The 16,704-nt window shown below is 71.4% G+C and carries 16 protein-coding genes; 7 read left to right on the top strand and 9 right to left on the bottom strand.

All coding sequences use genetic code 11. The annotated features are described in order from the left end of the window. Positions 1-11: 11 nt before the first annotated feature. The 5 genes from RBJ65_RS08360 to RBJ65_RS08340 all read left to right on the top strand — a co-directional run bounded on the left by RBJ65_RS08360 (position 12) and on the right by RBJ65_RS08340 (position 4,967). A complete protein-coding gene (locus RBJ65_RS08360; protein ID WP_306316282.1) occupies positions 12-1,034 on the top strand; it encodes a TIGR03842 family LLM class F420-dependent oxidoreductase in 1,023 nt (340 codons plus the stop codon). Between the two features lie 129 nt (positions 1,035-1,163). Next, positions 1,164-1,742: a hypothetical protein gene (locus RBJ65_RS08355; RefSeq protein ID WP_306316283.1), complete on the top strand. Its 579-nt coding sequence runs from the start codon at positions 1,164-1,166 to the stop codon at positions 1,740-1,742. A gap of 68 nt (positions 1,743-1,810) precedes the next feature. After that, positions 1,811-2,995 (top strand): peptidoglycan-binding domain-containing protein, encoded by a 1,185-nt coding sequence (locus RBJ65_RS08350; protein WP_306316284.1) that lies wholly within the window; start codon positions 1,811-1,813, stop codon positions 2,993-2,995. Between the two features lie 50 nt (positions 2,996-3,045). After that, the gene (locus RBJ65_RS08345; RefSeq protein WP_306316285.1) at positions 3,046-3,750 is read left to right on the top strand and encodes an ABC transporter ATP-binding protein; all 705 of its coding nucleotides are present in this window, start codon (positions 3,046-3,048) and stop codon (positions 3,748-3,750) included. Then, complete coding sequence (locus RBJ65_RS08340) at positions 3,747-4,967, top strand: ABC transporter permease (RefSeq protein ID WP_306316286.1); 1,221 nt, start codon at positions 3,747-3,749, stop codon at positions 4,965-4,967. The genes RBJ65_RS08345 and RBJ65_RS08340 overlap by 4 nt, the downstream gene beginning before the upstream one ends. Before the next feature lie 27 nt (positions 4,968-4,994). On the opposite strand, the gene RBJ65_RS08335 is transcribed toward RBJ65_RS08340, so the two are convergent. From RBJ65_RS08335 to RBJ65_RS08315, 5 genes are all read right to left on the bottom strand, one after another. Next, positions 4,995-6,674 carry a cell wall metabolism sensor histidine kinase WalK gene (locus RBJ65_RS08335; RefSeq protein WP_306316287.1) on the bottom strand — a complete coding sequence of 560 codons (1,680 nt, stop codon included), beginning with the start codon at positions 6,672-6,674 and terminating at the stop codon, positions 4,995-4,997. Beyond that, entirely contained in the window at positions 6,671-7,459 is a 789-nt protein-coding gene (locus tag RBJ65_RS08330) for a response regulator transcription factor (RefSeq protein WP_306316288.1), read from the bottom strand. Before RBJ65_RS08330 ends, RBJ65_RS08335 begins: the two co-directional genes overlap by 4 nt. A gap of 102 nt (positions 7,460-7,561) precedes the next feature. Continuing rightward, on the bottom strand, positions 7,562-7,915 hold the full coding sequence (locus RBJ65_RS08325) for an SH3 domain-containing protein (RefSeq protein ID WP_306316289.1): 354 nt from the start codon (positions 7,913-7,915) through the stop codon (positions 7,562-7,564). 216 nt (positions 7,916-8,131) lie between these two features. Next, positions 8,132-9,574 (bottom strand): family 43 glycosylhydrolase, encoded by a 1,443-nt coding sequence (locus RBJ65_RS08320; RefSeq protein WP_306316290.1) that lies wholly within the window; start codon positions 9,572-9,574, stop codon positions 8,132-8,134. Then, positions 9,556-10,524, bottom strand: coding sequence for an arabinan endo-1,5-alpha-L-arabinosidase (locus RBJ65_RS08315; protein WP_306316291.1), 969 nt, complete (start codon positions 10,522-10,524; stop codon positions 9,556-9,558). Before RBJ65_RS08315 ends, RBJ65_RS08320 begins: the two co-directional genes overlap by 19 nt. A 210-nt stretch (positions 10,525-10,734) precedes the next feature. Between RBJ65_RS08315 and RBJ65_RS08310 the strand changes: the two genes are divergently transcribed. Both RBJ65_RS08310 and RBJ65_RS08305 read left to right on the top strand, forming a co-directional pair. Next, positions 10,735-12,225, top strand: a complete 1,491-nt coding sequence (locus tag RBJ65_RS08310) for an NCS1 family nucleobase:cation symporter-1 (RefSeq protein ID WP_306316292.1) — start codon at positions 10,735-10,737, stop codon at positions 12,223-12,225. Positions 12,226-12,279: 54 nt separating this feature from the next. Beyond that, on the top strand, positions 12,280-13,008 hold the full coding sequence (locus tag RBJ65_RS08305; protein WP_306316293.1) for an aspartate/glutamate racemase family protein: 729 nt from the start codon (positions 12,280-12,282) through the stop codon (positions 13,006-13,008). 12 nt (positions 13,009-13,020) lie between these two features. Here RBJ65_RS08305 and RBJ65_RS08300 read toward each other — a convergent pair whose 3' ends face one another. From RBJ65_RS08300 to RBJ65_RS08285, 4 genes are all read right to left on the bottom strand, one after another. Then, positions 13,021-14,358, bottom strand: a complete 1,338-nt coding sequence (locus RBJ65_RS08300) for a helix-turn-helix transcriptional regulator (RefSeq protein ID WP_306316294.1) — start codon at positions 14,356-14,358, stop codon at positions 13,021-13,023. Between the two features lie 58 nt (positions 14,359-14,416). Continuing rightward, positions 14,417-14,797, bottom strand: coding sequence for an acyl carrier protein (locus tag RBJ65_RS08295; RefSeq protein WP_306316295.1), 381 nt, complete (start codon positions 14,795-14,797; stop codon positions 14,417-14,419). Further along, entirely contained in the window at positions 14,794-15,648 is an 855-nt protein-coding gene (locus tag RBJ65_RS08290) for a hypothetical protein (RefSeq protein WP_306316296.1), read from the bottom strand. Before RBJ65_RS08290 ends, RBJ65_RS08295 begins: the two co-directional genes overlap by 4 nt. Before the next feature lie 260 nt (positions 15,649-15,908). Further along, on the bottom strand, positions 15,909-16,577 hold the full coding sequence (locus tag RBJ65_RS08285) for a hypothetical protein (RefSeq protein WP_306316297.1): 669 nt from the start codon (positions 16,575-16,577) through the stop codon (positions 15,909-15,911). Positions 16,578-16,704: the final 127 nt, after the last annotated feature.

Below are 16,704 nucleotides of genomic sequence, written 5' to 3'. Positions count from 1 at the left end.
AGGGGCTCCCCATGGATTTCGGACTCGTCCTCCAGACCGACCCGCCCGCCGCCACGGTCGTGGACCTCATGAAACGCGCGGAGGACGCCGGGTTCACGTACGGCTGGACCTTCGACTCGTGCGTGCTGTGGCAGGAGCCGTTCGTCATCTACAGCCGGATCCTCGCGGAGACGAGCACGCTCACCGTCGGCCCAATGGTCACCAACCCCGGCACCCGCACCTGGGAGGTCACCGCCTCCACCTTCGCGACGCTCAACGACATGTACGGCAACCGCACCGTGTGCGGCATTGGGCGCGGCGACTCCGCGATGCGGGTGGCGGGGCGCAAGCCGAACACGCTCGCCCGGATCAGCGACGCGATGAAGGTGATCCGGGCGCTCGGGCGCGGCGACGAGGCGGACCTCGGCGGCGGCTCGGTCGTCCGGTTCCCGTGGGTGCGCGAGGGCGCCCAACTCCCCGTCTGGATGGCGGCGTACGGGCCCAAGGCGCTGAAGATGGCGGGGGAGGAGGCCGACGGGTTTATCCTCCAGCTCGCCGACCCGTTCCTCACGGAGTGGATGGTGAAGGCGGTGCGGGACGCGGCGGTCGCCGCGGGCCGCTCGGCGGACGAGGTGAAGATCTGCGTCGCCGCGCCCGCGTACGTCACCGCCGACGATTCGCCGCAGGCACTCGCCCACGCCCGCGAGCAGTGCCGCTGGTTCGGCGGCATGGTCGGCAACCACGTCGCCGACCTGGTCGCCAAGTACGGCGCGCACTCCGGCATGGTCCCGGACGAGCTGACCGAGTACATCAAGGCGCGCGAGGGGTACGACTACGCGCACCACGGCCGTTCGGGGAATCCGGACACGGCCTTCGTGCCGGACGAGATCGTGGACCGGTTCTGTCTGATCGGGCCGACCGCCGCCCACCTCGAAAAGCTGCGTGCGCTGAGGGACTTGGGCGTCGACCAGTTCGCCGTGTACGACATGCACGACGCGAAGGAAGCGGTCATCGACGCGTACGGCAGGGACGTGATCCCCGCGGTCAACGCCTGACGCCGCCGGAGCGGGAGCCGGAGTGGGAGCCGGAGTGGGGGGGGGCGGGAGCCGGAGCGGGAGCGGCCGGAACAGTTCTTGATGTCTTCTTCAACGGTTCTTCACAGGTGAAGGACACACTCCCGTCCCATGAAGACGAGAGCGCGCGCGGGGTTCGCGACGGCATCACTGGTGCTGGCCCTGGCCCTCACCGGCTGCGGCGGTGACGGCGGGGACGACGGCGGCGAGGTCGCCTCGGTGGGCAAGGGCGGACCGGACGGCGGCGCCACCGCCACGGCGGGGGCGTCGAGCGAGCTGACCGAGTACGTCGAGGCCAGGCGGAAGTGGGTCGGCTGCCTGCGGGAGAACGGCCTCGACGCCCCCGACCCCGACGCCAAGGGCAACGTCGACCTGGGCGATGCCCGGAAGGCGAAGAGCGACCCGAAGTTCCTCGACGCCCAGGAGAAGTGCAAGGACCTCTCGGTCGCCGTACCGGAGGGCCTGGAGCGCGAGATGCAGCCCGAACTCTCCGCGAAGGAGATCGCGAAGAAGAAGCGGTACGCGAAGTGCATGCAGGAGAACGGGGCGCCGGACTTCCCCGACACCGACGACAAGGGCTTCTCCGAGGAAGTCACCTGGGACTCCACCTCCGCCGGCGCCAAGAAGGCCCAGCGCGCCTGCGGTGAGATCGTCGGCATCCCGGACGACACGTCCACGGCCAAGGGCTGATGCACGCGATGAACGACGACGCACACGCACCGAACACCGGTGAGCCGCCGAGGCGTTCGCGTCGACGGGTGCCCGTCCCCCTCCTCGTAGGCGCCGGAATCGTCCTGGTCGCCGGGGTCGGCACGGTCGGCGCGCTCGGACTCGGGGGCGACGACGCGGACGGGGCGGGGCAGGGCGTGCCCCGAAAGGGCCAGACCGTCCGGGTCGAACGGGGCACCCTGACCGAGCAGAAGGAGATCGACGGCGCCCTCGGCCACGGCACCGAGGTGCCGTTCCGGGTCCGCGCCGAGGGCACCGTCACCTGGCTGCCGAAGACGGGCGCGCAGGTCCGGCGCGGCGGCGCGGTGCTGCGCGTCGATGACCGGCCGGTCACCCTGCTGTACGGGAGTCTGCCGATGTACCGCCAACTGGCGGTGCGGGAGCCGGAGTCGGAGTCGGAGCCGGATTCCCGGTCGGATGCGGAATCCGCGACCGGGCCGGCGCGAACCGTCACGCCCCTGCGCGGCATGGACGTCAAGCAGTTCGAGAGCAATCTCAGCGCGCTCGGCTACACCGGCTTCACCGTGGACGAGGAGTTCACGGAGCTGACCGCCGCCGCAGTCAAGCACTGGCAGCGGGACCTCGGGCTCCCGCAGACCGGCAAGGTCGCCGTCGGGGACGTCGTCTACGCCCCCGGCGCCGTACGGATCGCGACCACCGGGGTCCAGGTCGGCGCCGAGGCCACCGGGAACCCGGTGACGTACACCAGCACCTCCCGCATGGTGACCGTGCAGGCGCCCGCCGACGACCTGGAATGGGCCCGGCGCGGCACGCGGGTCACCGTGGAACTCCCGGACGGCAAGGCGGTCGAGGCCCAGGTCGCCCAGGTCGGCAAGGACGCCGCCGCGCCGGACGGCGAGGGGGAGGACGGGGCGACGGAGGGCAAGGACGGCGGCGGGGCCGCGACCGGCGGGGCGACCGTGACCGTGGTCGTCGCCTTCGACGACCAGCAGGCGGTGGGGCGGCTGGAGAGCGGTCCGGTCACCGTGCGCCACGTGGTGAAGCAGCGCAAGGAGGTGCTGAACGTGCCGGTGGCGGCGCTCGTGGCACTGGCCGAAGGCGGCTACGCGCTGGAACCCGCGGGCCGCAGCGGCGAAAGCGGCGGCGGGGCGGCGGACTTCGTCCCCGTCCGCACCGGACTCTTCGCGGACGGCCTCGTCGAGGTGAGCGGATCCGGGGTCCGTGCGGGCATGAAGGTGAGGATCCCCGAGTGACCCGAGTGACCCGAGTGACCCGAGTGACCCGAGTGGCCCGAGTGCCCCGAGTGACCGCGAGCTCCCTTGCCCCGGTCGTCCTGTTCGAAGGTGTGACCAAGACGTATCCGGGGGGCGTCACCGCCGTCGGCGGGGTCGACCTGGCCATCGACTACCGCGAACTCACCTGTGTCGTGGGCCAGTCGGGCTCCGGCAAGTCGACCATGCTCCATCTCATGGGCACCCTCGACCGCCCGACGACCGGCCGGATATCCGTGGACGGATACGCCGTCGACGCCCTGTCCGACCGCGAACTGTCCGCGCTGCGGGCCCAGCGCATCGGGTTTGTCTTCCAGCAGTTCCACCTCGCCGTGGGCGTACCGGTCCTCGACACCGTCGCCGACGGACTGCTCTACGCGGGGGTCCCGTTGCGGGAGCGCCGCCGCCGGGCCGCGGCCGCGCTCGACCGGGTCGGGCTCGGCCACCGCACCGGCCACCTCCCGCACCAGCTCTCCGGCGGCGAACGCCAACGCGCCGCCGTGGCCCGCGCCGTGATCGGCGAACCGGCGCTGCTGCTCGCCGACGAGCCGACCGGCAACCTCGACTCGGCGTCCGGCGCCGCCGTCCTCGCGCTCCTTCGGGAACTCCACGACGCGGGCACGACGGTGGTGGTGATCACCCATGACCGGGAGATGGCCGAGGTCTTCGACCGCAAGGTGGAGATGCGGGACGGCCGGATCGTCGCGGACACCGTCCGGACGGAGGCGCTGAGATGACCGGGCGCGCACGGCACTCGGGCCCCGGGGCGCTGCGTCCGGCCCGGCTGGGCCCGGCCGACCTCGTACGTCTCGGCGGCACCGGTCTGCGGACCCGTCCGCTGCGGGTGTTCCTGTCGGCGCTGGGGATCGCCATCGGGGTCGCCGCGATGGTGGCCGTCGTCGGGATCTCCAGCTCCAGCCGGGCCGAGGTCGACCGCCGGCTCGACAGCCTGGGCACCAACCTGTTGCGGGTCGCGCCCGGCAAGGACGCCGCCGGGGAGAACGTACGACTGCCGGAACAGGTCGTGCCGATGGTCGGCCGGATCGGGCCGGTGGCGGAGGCCGCCGCCACCGGAACGCTGCCGGACGCCGCGGTCTACCGCAACGAGCACATCCCGGTCGGCCGCACCAGCAGCATCGAGGTCGCCGCCGCCGACAGTGGCCTGCTGCCCGCGGTCGGCGGCCGGATCCGGTCCGGCCGCTGGCTCTCCGCCGCCACCGAGGAGTACCCGGCGGTGGTCCTCGGCGCGAAGGCCGCCCAGCGCCTGGACGTGCGCGCGCCCGGCACCCGGCTGTGGCTCGGCGGCTCCTGGTTCTCCCTGGTCGGCGTGCTCGACCCGGTGCCGCTGGCACCGGAGATCGACAGCTCGGCGCTGGTCGGCCGCGCGACCGCCCGCACCTACCTCGGCTACGACGGCCACCCCACCACCGTCTACGTCCGGGCCCGCGAGGACCGGGTCACCGCCGTACGCGACGTCCTCGCGGCCACCGCCAACCCGCAGCGCCCGAGCGCCGTCCTGGTGTCCCGCCCCTCCGACGCCCTCGCCGCCCGCGAGGCCACGGAGTCCGCGCTGACCGGGCTCCTCCTCGGCCTCGGCGGAGTGGCGCTCCTGGTGGGCGGCGTCGGCGTCGGCAACACCATGGTGATCTCGGTGCTCGAACGCCGCCCGGAGATCGGCCTGCGACGGGCGCTCGGCGCCACCAGCGGCCAGATCCGCGGCCAGTTCGTCGCCGAGTCACTCCTCCTCTCGGCCCTCGGCGGCCTCGCCGGCACGGTCCTCGGCACGTTGATCACCGGCGGCTACGCCTACGCCCGCGACTGGCCGACATCGGTCCCGTTCTGGGCCACAGCCGCCGGCATCGCCACCACCCTCCTGATCGGCGCACTGGCCGGCCTCTACCCGGCGGTCCGGGCGGGTCGACTGGCTCCGACGGAGGCGTTGGCGGGGACGTGAACGGCGGGGCCGGAGGGGCGGGTTGGGTTACCCCGGACTCGGCCCGACATCCCCGGGCGGAGCCCCGACCGCCGGAAGCCGCACGGTGAACACCGTGCCCGCCCCCACCGTGCTCGCCACCTCCACCGAGCCGCCGTGATCGGTCACGATCTGGTGGACGATGGCCAGGCCGAGACCGCTCCCGCCCGTGTCGCGGCCGCGCGCCGCGTCCGCCCGCCAGAAGCGGTCGAAGACGTGGTCGAGGTCTTCGGGGGGCATGCCGGTCCCGGTGTCCCTGACCTCGATGGCCGCGTCCGGGCCGAGGCGCCGCGCCACCAGGTTGACCGAGCCGCCGGCCGCCGTGGCCCGCAGCGCGTTGGACACCAGGTTGCCCACCACTTGCCGGAGCCGGTGCGGGTCGGCGTCCACGTACACCTCGGTGTCGGTGTCGGTGTCGGTGTCGGTGACCGCGACCAGCGCGACTCCCGCGGTCTCCGCCTGCGCGCGCAGCGTGGTGCGGCAGCCGCGCAGCAGTTCGCCGAGACCGGTGGTCGAGCGGTGGTAGGTGAGGGCGCCCGCCTCCGCGAGGGCCAGGTCCTGGAGGTCGTCCACGATGCGCTGCTGGAGCAGGGCCTCCTCGTGCAGCGAGCCGAGGAGGTCGGGGGTCGGCTCGACCACGCCGTCCTGGAGGGCTTCCAGGTAGCCGCGCAGGTTGGCGAGCGGGGTGCGCAGTTCGTGGGCGATGTCCCCGGTCAGCCGCCGCTGGCGTTCCTCGGCGGCCTGGAGCGAGTCGGCCATCCGGTTGAAGGCGCGGCCCAGTTCACCGATCTCGTCCCGGCCGGACAGCGGCACCCGGCGCGCCATGTCGCCTTCGCCGAGCCCACGGGCGGCCGAGGTCAGGGCCCGGATCGGACGCAGCACGGTCCTGCTGAGGAGGAGCGCCCCGAGCGTCACCACGAGCGCCACACCGCCCGCGACCGCGGCCACCGGCATGGCCCGCAGCGCGGGCGGCGCCTCGTCCAGGGTGCCGAGCCTGACCTGAAGCCGCGGCGGCGTGACGTCCGCCGTACGGTCCGCGAACACCTTCCGCAGGCAGGACCGCAGGCCCGCCCCGCCCTCCCGCTCCTGGCAGGCCGCCGCGTCCCGCTGATCGCGTACGGCCGAGGTGTCCGCGGTGCGCGCGGTCTCCTCGCACTGCGGCGCCGCGCGGTCCGCGCTCACCCGGGGCAGCCCCAAGTCGTCCTTGCGCGCGGTCACCACCGCACCCGCGCCCGTCAGACAGGCCGCGCGGGTCGCCTCGACCCGGTACCGGCCCATCGCGGTGACGGTCCGCTTCACCGCGGCACGCTCGTCCAACTGCCCCGCGGGCAACCGCAGTTCGGGGCGGGGGTCGACGAGGACGGGAGGCTGGCTGCTCACCGGCCGCGGCTCCCGGCCCGCCAGCGCGTCGGAGTCCGCGAGCAGCACGTCGTCCTCCGTGACGACCCGGATCCGCTGACCGGTGTCCTCGGCCAGCGACCGCACGGTGTCCGGAACCTCGTCCCACGTCCCGTGCGCGAACCCGTACGCGTACAACTCCCCGGTGATCCGCGACACTTCGGCCCGCCCGGCGGTGACGGACTCCCGCACCTGTCCTGCCGCGAGGCTGAGCGTCAGCCACGCGGTCGCGGCGGTCGCCACGACGGCGACGAGCAGCAACAGGCCGAGCGCACGCAGCCGGAACGTCATTCCGCCGCGCCGTGCCGTCGCGCGCCCCGGTCGGCGCCCCGGTCGGCGAGCCGGTACCCCCGGCCGTACACGGTCTCCACGTACCGCGCCCCGGAAGGACCGGAAGGATGGGAAGGACCGGAAGGATGGGAAGGACCGGAAGGACCGCAGGGCCCGCGCCCCTGCTCCAGCTTCCGCCGCAGGTTCATCACATGCGCGTCGACGGTCCGCTCCAGCACGCCCCGGTCGAAGCCGAAGACCCGGTCGATGATCTGCGCCCGGGTGAACACCCGCCCCGGCTCCGCCGCGAGCAGCTCCAGGATGGCGAACTCCTTGCCGGTGAGCGCCACCGGCTCCCCGGCCACCCGCACCTCGAACCGCGCGGTGTCGACCTCCAGGTCCCCCACGGTGAGCAGCGCGGTCACCGCGTCCCGTCCGGCCGCTCCGGACCGCCGCAGCAGCGCTCGCACCCGGGCGGTCAACTCCCTCGGGCTGTACGGCTTCGTCAGGTAGTCGTCGGCGCCCAGGTCGAGCCCGAGCAGCATGTTCTCCTCGGTGCTGCGCGCGGTGAGCATCAGGATCGGCACCTGGGACGTGGCCCGCAGAATCCGGCAGACGTCGAGCCCGTCGACCTCCGGCATCATCACGTCGAGCACGACGAGGTCCGGCCGTCCGCTGCCGGCCCGTTCGATCGCCGCCCGCCCGTCGCCGACGACCTGGACCTCGTTCCCCTCCCGCTCCAGATACAGCTTGATGAGCCGGGCCTGTTTCACATCGTCCTCGGCCACCAGAATCCGCGCCCCCACGACGCCCCCTCTCCTCCAAAGGAGGCGGCCCCTTGGCAGGGACCGCCTCCTCACTGCCTCCCTCATGGGCGGCAGTCACATCACATCACCTGGCGGCACGGATCAGAAGCCGCAGTAGTCCAGGCTTCCGCCGTCACTCAGAAGGTCGTCACGGACCCAGCCGGTGACTCCGGTCGTGTCGTTTCTGAGGTACGTCCAGGTGTAGTCCCCGGCCCGGGTGTAGCAGTGGTAGTCCAGGGTGTGGCTGGAGTAGGCGATCCCCTTGCTGGTGCAGCTGGTGCTCGACCCGGTGCGCTCGTTCGCCCCGTTCGCTGTCTTCCCCCATGAGCTCGAGTCCTTGTCCGATGCGGTCTTGCCGCATGCGGCGGCCGCGGCGGCCGAACCGGACATCGCGATCGGGAAGGACACCGCCACCATGGCGATGGCGGGCAGGACTGCGGCTATACGACGCTTCACTGATGTTCCTCCATGGAAGCCGTTCAGGGCACCGCCCTCAATCGCCTGAGCATCACGGCGAGAGCAGTGACCACGGCGGCGCACGAGGCCCGCGTGGCGCCCTCACATTTGCTTCATAGTGCGGAGGAAGACAGAATTCCCCCTCCAACTGGCCACATAGCGACCGTGACTGGCCGGTTCCGGGCAGTTGGTGCGGATCGCCACCGTCGTGCCGAATCAGGCCGGATCGAGCCGCCATTGCTGGCAGTTGTTGCCGAGCCACGACCACTGCCGTACGTCGGCGCCGTTCGCGGTGGAGCAGTCCGCGACGTCGGCGACCTTCCCCGTCGCCTGGTTCACGACGCGGACGTACGCGCTGTCGGTCACCACGAACCGGTAGCGCTGGCACGTGTTGTTCAGCCACGACCACTGGCGCAGGTCGGCGCCGTCGGCCGCGGAGCAGTCGGCCGTGTCGAGGACCTTGCCGGATGCGGCGTTGACCAGGCGGCTGGTGTCGTCGCCCTGGTCCTCGATCCGCCACTTCTGGCCGGCGCTTCCGTTGCAGGTGTACTGCTGGACGTTCGCGCCCTCCGCCGTCGAACTACCCGCCACCTCAAGGCACTTGCCGCTGTTGCGGTTGGTGAGCGTGTACGTCGTGGTGGTCGAGGACGGTTCGCCGGACGGGCCCGTGATGGAGGCGCCCAGCTTGTTCGGGGTGCCCAGGTTCGGGCTGCCGTCACTGTTCCAGCCGAAGCCCTGCGCGCGCGTCGTGCGGCCGTTGTCGCAGCCGTCGGTGGACGCGTCGTTGGCGTGGTAGACGATCCAACTCTGTTGTCCGTCGGGCGAGTTGAAGAATCCGTTGTGGCCGGGTCCGTACACCCCGTTCGTCGTGCTCGTCTTGAAGATCGCCGTCGACTTCTTCGTCCAGGAGGAGGCGGCGAGCGGGTTCGAGCCGGTGAGCTTGAGCTGGCCGAGGGAGTAGTCCGGCGTCCAGCAGCCGCTCGCCGAGTACACGAGGTACGTGGCGCCGCCGTGCTGGAGGAGCTCGGGCCCCTCGTTCACCGCCGCGCCCGACTTCTCCCAGCTGTACGTGGGCGTGGACACCGTCGAGAACGAACCGCTCACCGTGTACGGGTTCGACATCGGCGCCGCCACGATGTTCTGCGTGCCACCGCCGCTCGCGCTGCCGAACAGATACAGCTTCCCGTTGATCGTGCCCACGGTCGGGTCCAGCATCCAGGACCCGTTGAGCGTCGACTTGTACGTGTACGGGCCCATCGGGTCGCCGCCCGCGCTCACCGCGACGTGCGTGCGCTGCGTCGGGTTGTAGTCGGCGACGTTCTGACCGGCCACGTAGTACAGGTACCAGCGGCCGGAGGCGTCGTCGTAGTGGATCTCCGGCGCCCAGATGTTGCAGCAGCGCGAGGCCGCGTCGCCCTTGAAGACCTGCACGCTGGGCGCGGTCGCAAGGCCGCCGAGCGTGGGCGACCTGCGCATCGTGATGAGGTCCGTCCAACTCGTCGTCACCATGTAGTAGTTGCCGTTGTGGTACGAGATCCAGGGGTCGGCGCCCTTCTGCGCCTTGACCGGGTTCGCGAAGGAGGCGGCGCTCGCCGAGGACTGGCCGAGCGAGAACGCGAGGACGAGCGCCGCCAGCAGGGTCAGTAGGCGACGGGCCATCCGGTGCTCCAGTTCAGGAGGTTGATGCCGAGCTTCGGGGTGCCGTTGTCCTGGCCGTCGTAGTAGTGGTAGACGATCAGGTCGCCGTCGGTGTCGCTCATGATGGACTGGCCGCCGGGCCCGATGTAGCGGCCGTGCGACTCCAGGACCGGGGTGCCGCCGTTGTTCGTCATGGCGACGCCGTTCTTGTCGTAGTACGGCCCGGTGACGCTGGTGGCGCGGCCGACCTTCACCTTGTACGTGGAGCTGGTGCCGGCGCAGCACGTGTCGTACGAGGCGAACAGGTAGTAGTAGCCGTTCCGCTTGACGATGTACGGGGCCTCGACGGCCTTGGTGCCGCTCGGGCGCGCGGCGAGCGAGTAGCGCTTCGTGTCGCCCGCGTACTGCTTCCCCGACGACGGGTCGATCCGGATCATCTTGATGCCGGTCCACCAACTCCCGAACGACAACCACCACTTGCCGTCGCTGTCGACGAACAGATTCGGGTCGATCGCGTTGTAGTCGCTCGAAGTCGTCGACGTGTAGACCGTGCCGTAGTCCGTCCAGGAACCCGGCTCGCCGGTCGTCGAACCGGCAAGGCCGATCGCGGACTTGTTGGAGCCGAAGGTCGAAACGGCGTAGTACATCAGGTACTTGCCGCCGTGGTACGAGATGTCGGGGGCCCAGGCCTCCGACGCGTACGAGGACCACCAGGAGGGCTTGGTGGTGAAGGCGTCGCGGCCCGCGGCGAAGGCGATCCGGTCGGTCGACGAGCGTTCGGCGAGGCCGCCGCCGGTCGCGTACAGCAGGTACTTGCCCGCCGAGGTGCGGATCATGGTGGGGTCGTGGACGACGGTGGCGCCGCTGACGGTGCCCGGATTCGGGTACGCCGACGCGGTCGAGGGAATCAGCGCCAGGAGGGTGGCGGCGGGGAGGGCGAGTAACGCGGTTCTTCGTGCGGTGCGGGGCATGGGGGTGCTCCTTCGCAAGAGGGGAATGCCTCAACCTCGTCCGAAATACCGGACAGTGGTCGTGTGGTCGCACGGCAACGTAGAGTCGAAGTCTTTGCGCGTCAATGAATCGCGCGCGAACGTACACGGATTTCTCTCCCCCGAACCATTGACGGGCCCACCCCTGGTCGTGTTTGGTATACCAAAATTGCGGACAACCAGGAGCGCGTCATGACTGCCGTGCACGAGAACACCCCCGCCGCCGGTGTCGACGGGCCCGCCCGCACCAGTCCCGGTCTCTACAGTCCGGATCTGGCCCCCACCAAGAAGGAAGGGCGCCGCTGGGGCGCGTACAACGTCTTCACGTTGTGGGGCAACGACGTGCACAGCCTGGGCAACTACGCCTTCGCCGTAGGCCTGTTCGCGCTCGGACTCAGCGTCTGGCAGATCCTCATCGCCTTCGCCGTCGCCTCCGCTCTGCTCTTCGGACTCCTCACGCTCTCCGGCTACATGGGGCAGAAGACGGGCGTGCCGTTCCCCGTGATGAGCCGGATCGCCTTCGGCATCCGGGGTGCGCAGATCCCGGCGGCGGTGCGCGGCGCCGTCGCCATCGCCTGGTTCGGCATCCAGACGTATCTCGCCGCCGTCGTGCTCGGCGCCGTGATCAAGAAGCTGGCGCCCGGCGCCGCCACGCTCGACCACAACTCGATCCTGGGCCTGTCCACGCTCGGCTGGATCACCTTCCTGGCGCTCTGGGTCGTCCAGGTCGTGATCGTCAGCTACGGCATGGAGCTGATCCGCAAGTACATGGCGTTCGCCGCGCCCACCATCCTCATCACGATGTGCGCGCTCGCCGTCTGGATCTTCGTCAAGGCGGACCTGTCGATCGCGGTCTCCACCGGCTCGGCGCCCACCGGGTTCGACGCGTGGCGGCAGATCTTCGAGTCGGCGGCGCTGTGGGTCGTCATCTACGGCACGTTCGTCCTGAACTTCTGCGACTTCACCCGCTCCGCGAAGAGCCGCCGCGCCATCGTCGCGGGCAACCTGGTCGGCATCCCGATCAACATGCTGTTCTTCGCCGGCATCGTCGTCGTCCTGTCCGGCGGGCAGTTCGCCATCAACGGGAAGGTCATCGCGGGCCCGGAGGACATCGTCGCGACCATCCCGAGCACCCCGCTGATGGTCCTCGCCTCGCTTGCCTTCATCGTCCTGACCATCGCCGTCAACCTGCTCGCGAACTTCGTCGCCCCGGTCTACACGCTGGTCAACCTGTTCCCGCGCAAGCTGAACTTCCGCAAGGCCGGCATCGTCAGCGCCGTCATCGGGCTCGTCATCCTGCCCTGGAACCTCTACAACAGCCCGACCGTCGTCAACTACTTCCTCGGCGGACTCGGCGCCCTCCTCGGCCCGGCCTTCGGCGTCGTCATGGCCGACTACTGGCTCGTCCGCAAGACCCGCGTCAACGTCCCCGACCTCTACACCGACGCCGCCGACGGCGACTACCACTACCGCTCCGGGTTCCACCTGCGCGCCGTCGGCGCCTTCGCCCCGGCCGCCGCCGTCGCCGTCGTGATCGCCCTCGTGCCCGCCTTCAAGTCGATCTCAGGGTTCTCCTGGTTCATCGGTGCGGGGCTCGCCGCGCTGCTCTACGTTGTCGTCGCGGACCGCAGCCGCACCGCGCGCGACGTGGACGGCGAGGAGATCGCCGTCCCCGCCGCCTGAGCCGTACCGCTCACCCCGCACCACCTCGTAACAAGAAGAAAGCTGTCGCCCGCCATGCGCATTCTCGTCTGCAACGTCAACACCACCGAGGACATGACCGAGAGCATCGGCGCGCAGGCGCGGGCGGTGGCCTCGCCCGGCACCGAGATCGTGCCGCTCACCCCGGCATTCGGCCCCGACTCCTGCGAGGGCAACTACGAGAGCTACCTCGCCGCGATCGCCGTCATGGAGACCGTGCGCGCCTACGAGGAGCCGTACGACGCCGTGATCCAGGCCGGCTACGGCGAGCACGGCCGCGAGGGCCTCCAGGAACTCCTCGACGTACCCGTCGTCGACATCACGGAGGCCGCGGCCAGCACGGCGATGTACCTCGGCCACAAGTACTCCGTGGTCACCACGCTCGACCGGGCCGTGCCCCTCATCGAGGACCGCCTCAAGCTCGCCGGGCTCACCGACCGGCTCGCCTCCGTACGCGCCAGTGGCCTCGCCGTCCTCGACCTCGAACGGGACCCGGACGCCGCCGTGAAGGCCATCGTCGAGCAGTCGGCGCGGGCCGTCGAGGACGACCGCGCCGAGGTGATCTGCCTGGGCTGCGGCGGCATGGCGGGCCTCACGGACGAGGTAAAGGCGCGTACGGGGGTGCCCGTCGTGGACGGGGTGGCGGCGGCGGTCACCGTCGCCGAGTCGCTGGTCCGCATGGGGCTGACCACGTCGAAGACGCGCACCTACGCGCCGCCGCGCCCGAAGCGGTTCAAGAACTGGCCGCCGCGCCTGGACGGCTGACGCCGCGCCGCCTCACGCCGCCCCGCGCAACAGTTGCCGGGCCGCGGGATGCCTGCCGTAAGGCCGCAGCGCCGACCGCATCCGCGTGTGCGCCGCCGTGACCGAATGCGAGTGCAGTCCGTCGCTGGCCCCCAGGAACCGGTCCCATGTGGCGCAGGCCTCCTCCAAGTGGCCGCAGGTCATGAGGAGTTCGGCGCGGCGCGACAGGGTCAGGGCAAGGCCCCGGCGGTCCAGGGGATCGCGGGCGTCCGCCGAGCGGTGCAGCTCGCGCACCGCCGCGACCTGCCTGCCGAGGCGGCTGTGCGCCTCGGCGGACTGGAACGCCAGCGCGCCCACCGGGTACGCGTCGAACGGCCCCTCGCTCTCGCCCAAGGCCGCTTCGGCCAGGGCCAGTTCGGCGTGGGCCAGCGCCTCGTCCGCGGCCCGCGCGTCCCGCACCGCGGCCCGCGCCACCGCCAACTGGGCGTACAAATAAGCGCGTACGGCACCCGGGGCGCCCTCGCCGCCGACCGATACGGCCGCCTCCGCGCACTGCAGGGCCGGAAGCGTGTGGCCGAGCTGGAGGGCCTGCGCGGAGACGGCGCGCAGCGTGGTGGCCCACATCCCCTTGTGCCGCGCCTCGTTGGCGAGCGACAGCGACAGGGTGAGATAGCGCTGGGCGAGGCCGTGCGCGTCCATGTCCGCGTGCATCCGCGCCAGCAGGAACGTCAACCGGGAGGCCGCCATGCATAAGTGGCGGTGCACCTCCTCGGAGCCCGGCGCGCGCAGCCAGGTCGCGGCGGTGTCGGCGACGTAGACGGCGAGCGCGCTGCGCGCGTGGGCGCCGCCGTGCGCGTCCATCGCCGCCGCGAAGTGCCGTACCGCGCCGTGCAGCAGGGCCACCTCGCTCGCGCCGACGCGCATGAGGCCGGGCTTCTCCGAGGCCACGCGGGGCTGCTCCGACCAGCCCGGCACCCGGCCGAGCACCTGGTAGGGCGTGCGGGCCAGCCGTGCGTGGCACAGCGGGTCGGCGTCCTGGCGGGGCAACTCCGTGAGTTCGTCCACCGGTTCCTCGGTGCGCGCCGCGTGGGACGCGTGGCTGAATCCCGCCGCCGCGGGGGTGAGCCGCCGGCCGACGCGCCGCGAGAACACCTCCGCGATCAGGCGCGGCACCGGATCCCGCGGTTCCGACCCCGCCAGCCAGTGGGACACGGTGGTGCGGTCGTACCCGAGCCGTACGCCTATCTCGGCGCCCGCCACGTTCACGGCGCGTGCGAAGGCCTCCTGGGTCCAGCCGGACTCCCGCAGGAGCGAGCGAAGTCGTTCGTTCGGGATGCGCTGCGCCGCCACGATTCCCCCTCTGGAAAACATGCCGAATACGTTCCACCGTGCGTACCGATACACACTGTTGACGGTGATACGGCCGAATTCATGCGGTCAGGGCCTGCCTGATGAGTGAGGCGACCTCCGTGACGGTCAATTGCGCGTGCAGCAGGTCGTCGTGGACCTCCGCGTGGAACTCCTCCTCGCACACCAACGACAGCTCTATGTAGGACAGCGAGTCGAAGTCCAGGTCGCCGAGCCGGGTGGCGGGGGTGACACGGGCCGGGTCCAGGTCGAAGCGGCGGGCTATCGCGGTGGACAGGTGGGCACCCAGGTCGTGGGCTGTATCGGGCACGGCGACGTCCTTCTCGGGAAGCGGGTCACTGTCTGAGGGGCACAGGCCGAGCCACCACGCCCACAGCGCGGGGCGCACGGCCTGGGTGACGGGGGAGCGGTGCCGGGCGTCGGGGTTGGTCGACCGGGTCATCGGACCGGGTCGAAATCGGTCTCGGTGGTGGCTATGACACGGTCGCCGACGCGGGCTGCGCAGCGCGCCCTGCGCCCGGCCGAAGGGGAGTCCGCCAGGTGCCCCGACACCGTCAACGTCTCGCCGGGCCAGACGAGTTCGTGTGCCTCCAGTTCGGTGCCGACCGGCCGCCAGCGGGTGCCCGCCGGGTACGCGTCGGCGACCAGGTGGTCGACGACCGAGGCCATCACGGTGGCGACGACCGCGACGGGAAACGCGGGGAACCCGTCGAAGTGACCAGGGCACATCTCGGGGGTGACGGTGATCCGGCCTTCGGCCTCGGCGCCGCGCATCGTTGGTCCGGACAGCCGGGGCGGTGTGACGTACGGGTTGTGCGGGGTGGGCGGGGTGGACACGGCCCGCTGGGCGAACATGCGCCGGAAGACCGGCGCCGACACGACGTCGTACTCGACGGCGAGGCGCGAGACCAGGCCGCCGTCGCGGTCGCGCAGCTCCGTGTCGGCCTCGGCCCGGCGCGGGCTCGGCAGCCTGGCGTGCGCGGTGCCGATCAGCTTCGGGTCGCCGTCGCGGTCACCGGCCGCGGCCACCCGGGCACTGGCCTTGCGGGCCAGGTAATAGTGCTGTCCGGTCCGGGGGTTGAGGGTGGCCGCCGCGCACAGGCCGAGGATCGCCAGGTGCCGGCCCATCTCCCCGAGGCCGATCACCGCGGCCTGCAGCCCGGGGTCGGTCTGCACGGTGACTCCGGCGGTGACGCTGCCCGGAGCCGTCTCGGTGAGGTCGTCGAGCGCGTAGTAGGGCGAGGTGACACAGATGCGGCCCGTCGGATCGAGGGGCACCCGGGACATGGTCATATGTCACTCCTTAAGCCTCGAAAACAGGTCTTTACGGCCTGTTTAGGGTTCCCTCCCATGAGACGTCAGGAGCGGGGAGCCGATCAACGCGTTGTGGATCAAGGGATGTTGAACGAGTTGAACGAGGGGAGCGCGTTACGCCGGGTTGGGCCGCACGGGTGTAGTAGGTGAGGGCGCGGAGCGAGCGCGGCGTGCCCCGGGTAGGTGTCCGGGCATGCAAGATCCATTCGCCTTAGAGGCGCCCCTGATTCCTTGTACGCCTACTCGCCGGCCGTGGAGTCGAGCGCGCCGACCGCGCTCTTGGCGGCGCGCACTGCGCCCTCGCTCACGGTGGCAGCCGAGGGCGCGCCCTTGGACTCGAAGTCGCTGCCGTTGTAGGTGACGGTCACGAGCGCGTTGCCCTTGCGGACCGTCAGAACGGCCTCGCGGGTCTGCTGCTTGTCCTTGGTGGTGACGTCGCTCGACAGGGCGGCCTCGTCGCCGAGGTCCTGCTTGGCGCCCTTCGCGGCGTCCCCGGACGCGAACGCCTTCTTCGCCAGCTCGTCGGAGTCCTTCACCTCGAAGGAGACATCGAGCCAGCGGTAGTCGTACCCCTTCAGGGCGCTCCACGAGCAGCCGCGGCGGACCGATTCGTCCGTGGCGGACAGCTCCTTGCCGGCCGTCTTGGCGTCCGGCACCAGGGCCTTGATCGTCGAGGACGGCAGCGAGGTGCAGGGGGCCGGCGGCTTCGCGTACGTCTTCGCGGCCACGGCCTCGCCGGGCTCCTCGGAGCTGTCCGGCGCCGAGGACGACCGCGGCGCCGCCTCGGGGCGGTCCTCGTCCGCGGACGGCGCCATGGGCCCGGACGAGTAGGCCCAGCCCGCGCAGGCGAGCACGGCGACGGGCAGGAGGCGGGCGGTCAGGGTGACCGGGAGCGGGAGAGAACGCACCGCGTACGTCCCTTACGTCAGGGTGGGTCGGTCGGGTACGCCAGTGTCACATGAGTTGCTGTGCGCGGATACCGCCACTTCCGTCACCGTGACATCACGCTGGGGCGTCGTCCGGGGAGGGTCCGCG

The organism is Streptomyces sp. KL109B (assembly GCF_030766935.1).
Lineage (GTDB): Bacteria > Actinomycetota > Actinomycetes > Streptomycetales > Streptomycetaceae > Streptomyces.
The sequence above is the reverse complement of the archived record's forward strand: the minus strand, read 5'-3'. Positions and strand labels throughout refer to the sequence as shown.